Annotated in this window: 7 protein-coding genes; all 7 read left to right on the top strand. The window is 34.6% G+C overall.

What is annotated here, in order from left to right:
- Window positions 1-708 (top strand): gfo/Idh/MocA family oxidoreductase (locus VIL26_06140; GenBank protein HEY8390510.1); only part of this gene is annotated, 708 nt, incomplete at its 5' end.
- Between the two features lie 21 nt (window positions 709-729).
- Window positions 730-2,238 carry a discoidin domain-containing protein gene (locus tag VIL26_06135; protein ID HEY8390509.1) on the top strand — a complete coding sequence of 503 codons (1,509 nt, stop codon included), beginning with the start codon at window positions 730-732 and terminating at the stop codon, window positions 2,236-2,238.
- A gap of 21 nt (window positions 2,239-2,259) precedes the next feature.
- Window positions 2,260-4,158, top strand: a complete 1,899-nt coding sequence (locus VIL26_06130; protein HEY8390508.1) for a hypothetical protein — start codon at window positions 2,260-2,262, stop codon at window positions 4,156-4,158.
- A 19-nt stretch (window positions 4,159-4,177) separates the two neighbouring features.
- Window positions 4,178-5,152: an ABC transporter permease subunit gene (locus VIL26_06125; protein ID HEY8390507.1), complete on the top strand. Its 975-nt coding sequence runs from the start codon at window positions 4,178-4,180 to the stop codon at window positions 5,150-5,152.
- A gap of 11 nt (window positions 5,153-5,163) precedes the next feature.
- Window positions 5,164-6,090, top strand: coding sequence for a carbohydrate ABC transporter permease (locus VIL26_06120; protein HEY8390506.1), 927 nt, complete (start codon window positions 5,164-5,166; stop codon window positions 6,088-6,090).
- A 14-nt stretch (window positions 6,091-6,104) separates the two neighbouring features.
- Window positions 6,105-8,003, top strand: coding sequence for a hypothetical protein (locus tag VIL26_06115; protein HEY8390505.1), 1,899 nt, complete (start codon window positions 6,105-6,107; stop codon window positions 8,001-8,003).
- A gap of 254 nt (window positions 8,004-8,257) precedes the next feature.
- Window positions 8,258-8,793, top strand: a 536-nt coding sequence (locus VIL26_06110; GenBank protein HEY8390504.1) for a C45 family peptidase, incomplete at its 3' end; no start/stop codon positions are given.

The raw sequence follows: 8,793 nt of genomic DNA, 5'->3' as shown, positions 1-8,793 counted from the left end.
GATTTTGATATCATTTCATTTTTGTTAGGAAAGAAATGTATTAGCTTAAGTTCTTATGGTTCTTTAAAATATTTCAATTCTAAGAACAAACCTCAAGGTGCTACTGATTATTGCTATGATTGTCCATGCAAAAGCACATGTCCTTATGATGCTTATAAAATCTATCTTACCAATGATGTTACGGGATTGAAAAAGGGTAATACATCATGGCCCTGTGATACAGTGGTAAGCAACCCTACAGAAGAAAAGTTAATAGAAGCTCTTAAGCGTAGTAGATACGGAAGATGCGTATTTGCTAGCGATAACAACGTTGTCGATCATCAAGTAACAGCTATGGAATTTGAAGATCAGATAACAGCGACATTTACAATGTCAGCATTTTCGGCTTTTTCTTATCGTGAAATTACTATTATGGGAACATTGGGTGAGATAAGAGGAAATCAACATACCGGTTTGATAACAGTTACACCTTTTGGTCAAGATAGTATTGTATACGATATCAATAAGCTTGAAACAGATTTGTCAGGACATGGCGGCGGCGATAACCGTATGCTAAGAGATTTCTTTGAAGCCTTGGATACAAAACAATATACTGTTTCATCTACTATTGAAAATTCTATGCAAAGTCATTTTATGGCGTTTGCTGCTGAAAAATCAAGACTAGAAGGCGGCAAAAGATTAACTATACAAGAGATAACTCAAAAATAAAAAAACTGACAAGGAGGATTTATGTTGAGTTTCAAGAGAAGAATAATGGCAATAGCTTTGGGATTGCTTATTCTAATTGGTGTAGTAGGTTGTGCTAATAACCAAGAAAAGCCCGATCCTATTACAGTTATGCCTAAACAGTTTACAAAAGAAGCCGATAGAAGCGAACGAAATGGCGAAAAGAGAGAATGGAACAATGTTTCATCGTTCTTTTGTAATTACGGCTCTTTTCAAGAAGAAATGCTAAAATACGATGTTGCTATCGTAGAAAGCAGTGCGCTAAAAGACGAAGATGTCCAAGCTCTTGAAGAAGCTGGAGTATGGAAAATAGCTTATATAACAATAGGTGAGGATGACTCACTCAAAACTGCCGACGGCTTAGGACCTGGTGGATACGCATCTTATTATATTTATGTAGATGACACACCAGTTCAAAACGGTAATTGGGGTTCTTATTTTGTAGATGCAGGAAACCCTGTATGGCAGGCATCAATTATAGCGCAAGCACGTGAGATAATTGACCAAGGATATGACGGATTGTTCCTAGATACAGTCGATACAGTTGACGTATATCCTTCTACCATTAATGGCATGTATAACCTGATCAAATTATTAAGAGAGACTTTTCCGGAAATAAAACTAGTAATGAATAGAGGTTTTAGCACACTTCCTACTATTCATGAATATATTGACGGAATCATGTTTGAGAGCTTTAGCACATATTACGATAGTCAAAGAGGTGAAAACTATCAGCTGGCTCCCGAATCTTCTGACTTTATTTATAACCAAAATGTTGCTGTTAATACAATTAACGCAATAAGACAAAAACATTATTTCCCTGTATTTTGTTTGGACTATTTTACAGATTCCAATATGACAGTATTTTTACAAGCAATTTATAATACAGCTTGGGAATATGATTTTATCCCGTATGTTCCTTTGGGCGGCAGACTTCTTTCTGGCGAAGTAACACCTAGCACTTTGATACCTAAATCACAGAGAGGAATTAAGGCTTTGGTTGTAGATAATCCCGCAGGAGCACCTGTTGTTAATGGCGATACCAGCAAAGATAACTTAGCTTATAAAGGAAACGGAACGATTGTTTCAGTAGATTCTACATATCCTCAATATGGCTATTCATGTCTAATAGATGGATATATCGGAAACGAAGAAAACATTAATCTAATTGATTGGTCAAAAATTGCATGGGCAAGTGCAGAAAATACTTCTGATCACTGGATTCAACTTGATTTGGACAAAGCGGCTCAAGTAAAAACAATGATTGTTCACTGGGCGCTTGATGGTGGAGCATATTGGTCTTCTACCAATGTAAAAGTTCAAGCCTTTATAAACAATAATTGGGTTGATATTGGAGAAGCAACTAATATTCAGAAAAAATCTCCCAGCACAACTATTGAATTAAATGTTGATTCACCAGTTACAAGAGTAAGATTGCTGCAAGAGGCTGGCAATGGACCTTACGGCAGAAGCAATCTGATGTGGGTATCAGAAGTTATGCTTTATGCTTAATAAGTGATATGTGAGGAAAATATGAAAAAAATACTAAAAAACATACTTATAGTTTTTGTCATAATGATTTTGGCTGCAACAGGATTTACAGGATGTTCTTATAATCCCAGCCAAGATTATGTCAGACTAGAACCTGGCACTTTGCCGAAAAAGATAGAAGGAAAAGATTATTCACCCTTAGCAAGATATGACGAAACAGTTACAGTTAATGTTTTAGGTGTTAACTATGATGCTGAAGGCGATGTAGCCGCAACATACAAAGGAAAACCTAGCGGACCTAAAAATCAATCTTTCAATGATATTGCACTTGAAGTTCTCAATATTAAGCTCAATTATGTAACCGTAGCAAGTACTGCATATTATGAAACCGCACTTAATCTGATGATTTCAAGCAATACTTTGCCCGATATAATCGTAACATCATCCGCAACTACTTATGAACTTTTAAGAAGCAGCGGAATGTTGGCTGATCTTGGAGATACTTTCTATTATCTCAATCAAGATTTGCAAGATATGTATTTAAATGATTATTATGATGGACTTCAAACATGTATGGTAGAGGGTTCATTATATGCTTTGCCTAACGTATCTAATACTTATGAAAGTGCACAACGCATTTATTTAAGAAAAGACTGGCTTGACCTTGTAGGTAAAGAAGCACCTACTACCGTTGAAGAACTTATTGAAGTTGGTGAAGCATTTAGAGATAATGCGAGCAAAATCGCAGCTGCTTCAAAAGGTTTGACAGCAGAAGATATTATACCTATCGGTATACATAAAGATATCGAATTTGTAGGCAGCTATGGAGCACAAGGTCTATTTGAACTTTTCGGTGCTGGCGTTGGAAAATATTTTGCTAATGAAGACGGCACAAAATTATACGACAGCAACACAAGTGAAGAAATGAAGACAGCGCTTAAAGTTATAAGCGAAATGTATTCAAAGAAACTTATAGATCAAGAGTTCTTTACAAAAACATCTTCCGATGTAGCTGCTGATATTATAGCTGGTAAAATCGGTATTATGTTTGGACAATGGTGGGTTCCTGAATATCCTTTGCGTGATTCAGTAGTTAACCCTAATACACCTAACGCAGATTGGGTCGCAATTGATCTTGTAGGATATAACAATAAGCCTGCTTATCCTATCGTAAACAGAGTTGCAGTAACCAACTATAATATGGTATCAAAAAGCTTTGAACATCCTGAAGCAATAGCTAGATTAATCAATTTGTTCTTTGATATGTATTATAACGAAAATGCAGTAGAAATCTATGGAGAAGGTGCAACAGCTGCAGGCGCATTCTATCATAATTGGGTTCCTGTTAAGCTTTGGCATTCAAGTGCTTCAATTTTAGAGCATAAGCGTGTTCAAAAAGTATTTAAGGACCTTTATGATGCTGGATACCGCATACCTACTTCAGATATTTTGCAAGCTGGATCAAATTATGACTGGAATACATTATATACAAATCTGTCAAAAGACCAAACTTATGGACCTATATTTAATCAACTAAAACAAAGAGAAAAGACACTTCATTTTAAGAGAAGTTATCCTTATTATCAAGCTTTACGCAACGGAAAAGCAGTAAAAGATATGAACTCAGTTGAAAAAGAGGGCTTTGGTATTTATGAAGAAATGATAAAAGAAAACGGCGGCTATTCATATGTTGCTGACTTGACCGAAGGCAAGAAGCAGGCAAAATATAATGAGTTCTATGGTACTGCTACACCTACTCAACAGGAAAAAGGCGAATATATCAACTCTTACATGAAAGAATTTTTCCTAAGTGTAATAACTGGTGAAAAGAGCATTTCAGAATGGAATACTTTTGTTAAACAATACAACAAGAACGGTGGCTCAAAAATCCTTGAAGAAGTAAATTCTTGGTATGCTCAACAACCTAAGTTATCTGATTAAAAATTAAAAGAGGATTATAATGTTTATCCAGCAACAACGCACAACAAAAGTAAAATCTAAGAGACCATCAAAAAAGATCTTGCGTCTAAAAAAGAGTTTACCTCTGCATTTTATGATGGCGCCGGGTACTATTCTGATGATAATATTCAATATCCTACCCATTGTAGGCTTATATATGGCTTTTGCCGCATATAAGCCTATATATGGCAAGAGTTTTTTGAGCTCGTTATTCAATGCGCCGTTTGTAGGTTTTTACTTTTTCGAAACTGTATTTTCTCGTCCGGATTTCGGCAGAGTAATGTTTAATACGGTTTACATAGCAATTATCAAAATTGTTCTTCAAACAGTTTTGGGAATTTTGATAGCTTTGCTGCTTAATGAAATGATGAGCCAAAAGCTGAAGAAGTTTTTGCAAACCGTATATTTCTTGCCTTACTTCCTTTCTTGGGCATTGTTAGGTTCTATTGTTAACAACTTGTTTTCAATTAACGGACCAATAAACGCAATTCTTGCCGCGACAGGATTGAACCGAATAAGCTTTTTGTCAAGCAACTCATGGTTTAGGACTATAATTATCGGTTCTGATCTTTGGAAAAATCTCGGATATCAGGCGATTTATTTTCTTGCCGCTATAAGCTACCTTGATTCGACACTTTATGAAGCTGCAAGGATAGACGGTGCTAATAGATTCAAATTATGTTATCACATAACAATACCAGGCATAATGCCAATAATAATTTTGATTAGCGTATTGAATTTAGGAAACATCATGAATGCAGGATTTGAGCAAATCTTGACTTTATACAATGAGATTGTTTATAAGACAGGGGATATTATTGATACAATGGCATATCGTATCGGCTTGATTAACAAAAGTACATATCAATTCTCTTTGGGAACTGCAATTGGTTTGTTCAAATCGCTTATAAGCTGTGCTTTATTCTCTATAGCTTATATATTTGCAGCTAAAAAGCTTGACTACAAGATATTTTAAAGGGGGCAATGATGATAAAAGCAGTATCAGTACATAAAAAAAGAAATAAATTTCGTCTGTCAGTCTCAAGAAAGATATTCCTTGTAGTTAATGGTTTGGCTTTGATCGGCTTTGCGGTGTTGTGCTTGTTGCCGTTTATAAACTTGTTCTCTGTTAGCTTAAGTTCAAAAAATGCAGTTAACGCTGGACTGGTTAGTTTCTTTCCGGTAGATATTACTCTTAATGCATATCAATATCTATTAAAACAAAGCGCATTTTTTGCAGCATTTTGGATGTCTATTAAGAGAGTGTTTATTGGTACGGCTATTTCAATGGTAGTGATTATATTTGCGGCTTACCCTCTATCACTGTCATCTGAAGAATTGCCTGGAAAAAGATTTTATATTGTAATTTGCGTAATTTCAATGTTTTTTAGCGGCGGACTTATACCGACTTATATTGTCATAACAAATTTGGGACTTTATAACACAATTTGGGCATTGGTATTGCCTTCCGCTATGAACTGCTGGAATATGGTGCTTATGCTTAATTTTATTAGGCGAGTACCTAAGGAACTTAGTGAATATGCTCAGATTGAAGGAGCGGGATATTTTACTTTGCTGTTAAAAATAATTCTTCCAGTTTCTTTGCCGGCTATTGCAACTGTGCTTTTGTTTACAGTAGTAGGACACTGGAACGCATGGTTTGATGGTTATATTTATATGAGCTCTGAAAACTGGCCGCTCCAAACTTATATATATAATATTTTGGACAGCTTAAAGCAATTGCAAGCATCTTTAAATAAAACAGAAGAAGACCTTGCATTGCTGTCTAAGCTAGACGACAAAACTTTGAGATCTGCACAAATCTTTATTGCTATGCTACCTATCATGATGATATATCCTTTTGCTCAAAAATATTTTGTTCAGGGATTAATGTTAGGTTCTGTTAAAGAATGATAAAGGAGAAGAAAATGATAAAAAGAATATTGACGTATTTGATTATAGGAATCCTATCATGCGGCATTTTTGTATCAGCAATTGCATGTAATCAAGCACTTAAGCCTGATGAAATTGAAGCTGAAATTGATACTCCGATTGCTGATGTTATAAAGCCTCCAGCTGATGCTGTGAAAATGCCCCAAGCTCCCGCAGCCCATGAATATGAACCTGGTGTTGCGCCTTATATTGGCGAATATGGAGCTACAACCGAGGCTTACCAATTAGAAGAAGTTGTTAATGAAAATGAAGAAGTAGTAGGTGTAAAAGTTTCTTATCCCGCTAGCGGAACAGAGTTAAAAGATTGGAATTTTGTTTATTTTGATGTAATTAATTATAGTTCAGAATATAAGTATCTGCGTCTTGATATAAATGAAGTACTTAGTGCTGAGAAATTGGCAGTTGCTGTATATTATTCTGAACAAGAACAAAACAAATACCCTCAAGTAGGCGTTATGGCAGAATCACTTGTAGATGGAGATAACGCATTTGTTGTAGATTTGTCGCTATTCAAAACAATAGACAGTAAATATCAGACAACATCTGACAATTTGTATGAAAAGAACATTTCAAGAATATATCTTTATTTTGATACAGTAAGCGCTCAAAATCCTGGAGACAAAAAAGGTGAAGCAGTTGTATCTTCAATTATGTTCTTGAAAGAAGGCGATGAAAATCTTAATATAGATAAAACTCCTTATGTAAGTGATGTTTATGTGCCTGATGTATATAGCCATGTAGCAGATTATGATGGAGTATTTAAGGTTGATTATAATACTCAAAACGAAGATATGCTATGGCAAAAAGTTGATATAAATATAAAGAAATGGTCAAATGCTTATGGCATATTAAGACTTACATTTAAAGCTACTGAGGTTGAGTGCATGAGTATTTATACTTCTGATGCGCTTATAGCTATGAACGGAACTTCAATGTATTGCTATGCTCCTACAGGTGAAGAAGAAACCTTTGAATTTGATTTCAGAAAGGCAGGCGGTTTGTCAGGTTTAAGCTTCTATTTGGATTCCCAAGGAACTTCAACACAAAATGATGTACAGCGCAGCTTTGAATTGATAAATGTTGAATTTGTTGAAACCGTATTTGTTGATGACGATTGGTCAGCTACCGGTAACTTTAATGTATCTGATGCAGCAGTAGGCGGAAAGGTAAAAGCATCTTATGATTCTGCTGTAGGTTGGAACGCTCTTTCTGTTTCTGTTAAAAATTGGAATACTGCATACAAGAGAGCCATAGTAACATTGAAAGGTGATGCTGAAAGAATTGGTATAGCTGCAGACTCAACTGTACTTTATCCAGTTGTCGACAATCCGTTAAGCAAGTATCCTTACGATGAGACTACAAAAGAATATACAATTGAAGTAGATCTTTCAACAATAGTTAAGCTAAAAACATTAACATTCTATTTTGATAGTACAAATGTTGAGCCTTTTGAAGGTGTAAGAAACATTGAATTTGTAAGCATAGTATTTGATAAAGGAGCGCCTGTAATCGGAGATATGTTTGATTGGGGAGCTTATACAATTACCCCTCTCGAAGAAGGCGGAAAATGCACTATTTCTTGGGATCAAAGAGCAGATAATACAGCAATAACTATATTGTCTGTAAGCAATTGGACTGAACAATATACCAAATTTGTATTAAAACTCTCTTCACCCAATGCTGTAAAACTTGCAGTTTATCAAGGTTGGGCAAATGCATTGCAAACCCATACCGACTATGAAGCAGGTGAAAATACAATTACAGTTAATGTTACAGGTATAAATTCTTCAGAATTTGACTTATATTTCTTCTGGGATTATAGCCAAAATACCACTAATACAGTTACTATAATAGATTATTACTTTACTAAATAATTTCATTAAAAACCAACTAGTTAGTAACATAAGGGCGTTTATCAAGACGCCCTTTTGTTTATTTTAGATTAATTATTAGTTCAATTGAGATATCAAAATAGAAAAAATGATTTAAATAAATTTTGATTCTAGATCTTTAGCTTTTATCAGTGATAATACCAAAAAGTTATTTAAAAATTTTTAATAGTTGACAATAAATTTATATTCAAATACTATTGTTTTGATGGTTGCAACTTTCAAATATGTTATGAGGAATGATAAAAATGTATCATGCAAGGTTTAAAGGTAGTCATTATCAAGCAGGTTTTAAATGGGGACATTTATTAAGAAAAAAAGATATCGTTATAAAAGGCAGTTTGACATTTGAAATAACAGAAGAAATGAAACAGTTTGCAAAAGCCTGTAAACCTGTTTATGAAAAATATTATCCAGAAGTGACTGAAGAGATAAAAGGTATAGCTGATGGACAAGAATCGTCATTTGATTTGTTAAGCACTATATTATTTAGTATTTATTGCTTTAAACCTGTTAATAAATGCACATGTTTTGCATTTAACACAAAAGACAAGACGATATTTGGTCGCAACAGCGACTTTTTAGTAAGCTTAAAAAAACTATATATGAATTGTCTTTATAAATTAGATGGTGTTTATGCTTTTAATGGCAACACTACTGCATATGTTGAAATGGAAGATGGAGTTAACGAATACGGGCTTGCAGTAGGACTTACTTTTATGTACCCGCATTTAAGAAAAAATGGTCTTAATGCTGGGATGCTGGTAAGATTTTT

The sequence above is a fragment of the Clostridia bacterium genome (assembly GCA_036562685.1).
Lineage (GTDB): Bacteria > Bacillota > Clostridia > Christensenellales > DUVY01 > DUVY01.
This window is presented reverse-complemented; position numbering and strand designations above follow the sequence as displayed.

Coding starts and splice junctions, on each gene's coding strand:
- VIL26_06115 (HEY8390505.1), top strand. CDS start 6,105: ATGATAAAAAGAATATTGACGTATTTGATTATAGGAATCCTATCATGC.
- VIL26_06120 (HEY8390506.1), top strand. CDS start 5,164: ATGATAAAAGCAGTATCAGTACATAAAAAAAGAAATAAATTTCGTCTG.
- VIL26_06125 (HEY8390507.1), top strand. CDS start 4,178: ATGTTTATCCAGCAACAACGCACAACAAAAGTAAAATCTAAGAGACCA.
- VIL26_06130 (HEY8390508.1), top strand. CDS start 2,260: ATGAAAAAAATACTAAAAAACATACTTATAGTTTTTGTCATAATGATT.
- VIL26_06135 (HEY8390509.1), top strand. CDS start 730: ATGTTGAGTTTCAAGAGAAGAATAATGGCAATAGCTTTGGGATTGCTT.